The 838-nt window shown below is 50.4% G+C and carries 1 protein-coding gene; it reads left to right on the top strand.

The features are described 5' to 3' along the window. The coding region (locus tag AB204_RS12270; protein WP_047963660.1) for an RHS repeat domain-containing protein at positions 1–838 on the top strand (838 nt) is incomplete at both ends.

Genomic DNA, 838 nt, shown 5'->3' with positions numbered 1-838 from the left:
ACCTATCGCTCTACCGCCAAATTAAACGGCCTGTTTGGCCCTAAATGGGCTGATGACTGGTCACGTCAGCTAACACTGATTGACGGCAAAATCAATTTCACCGATGCAGACGGGGTCATCTACGATTTCAGCACACCGGATAACACGGTGCTCGCCCGTAACCAGCATATTCCTCATTACGTGCTGATCGGTGAATTGACCGGTGAATTGAAACTGACTGACCGGCAGTCTCAGCTCACTTATCATTTTAATCACGCTGCTGGGGCTATCCGTAAACTATCCGCGATCACCGATCGTCGTCAAAACGTGATCCAGTTTGTCTACGATAAACAGTCGCAACTGATTGAAGTCACACGCACAGGTGGTTTCCGGCTGATTTTGGGTTATCAGGATCAGCAACTTCAGACAGTGGACTATCTTGAACAGCAAAAGCAGCAGAGGCTGGTGACCTGCCACTATGATCCACAAGGTTACCTGCATGAGTGTGAAGCGTTCCAACATAATCACCTGTGGCATGAATATGACGCACAGGGACGGATGATTCGCTGGCACGATACCGACCAGACCGATTTAAGCCTGACTTATGATGAACAAGGACGAGTCCTCAGCACAACTTCTCCCAGCGGTTACTGGTGTGACCATTTTCACTATGATGATCAGGCCCGCATTACCACCTATCGGGACGGTGAAGGCGGTGAAACCCAATATCATTACGATAACAACGGGCTGGTGATCCGTGAGGTCGATCCTCTTGGACGCATTACCCGCCGCCAGTGGCGCCATAGCCAAATCGTCTGGGAAGCGGATCCATCAGGCGCTATCACCACATTCGATTACA

This window comes from Xenorhabdus khoisanae (genome assembly GCF_001037465.1).
Classification (GTDB): domain Bacteria; phylum Pseudomonadota; class Gammaproteobacteria; order Enterobacterales; family Enterobacteriaceae; genus Xenorhabdus; species Xenorhabdus khoisanae.
Note: the sequence above shows the minus strand (reverse complement) of the source record. Positions and strands in the feature narration are given on the sequence as shown.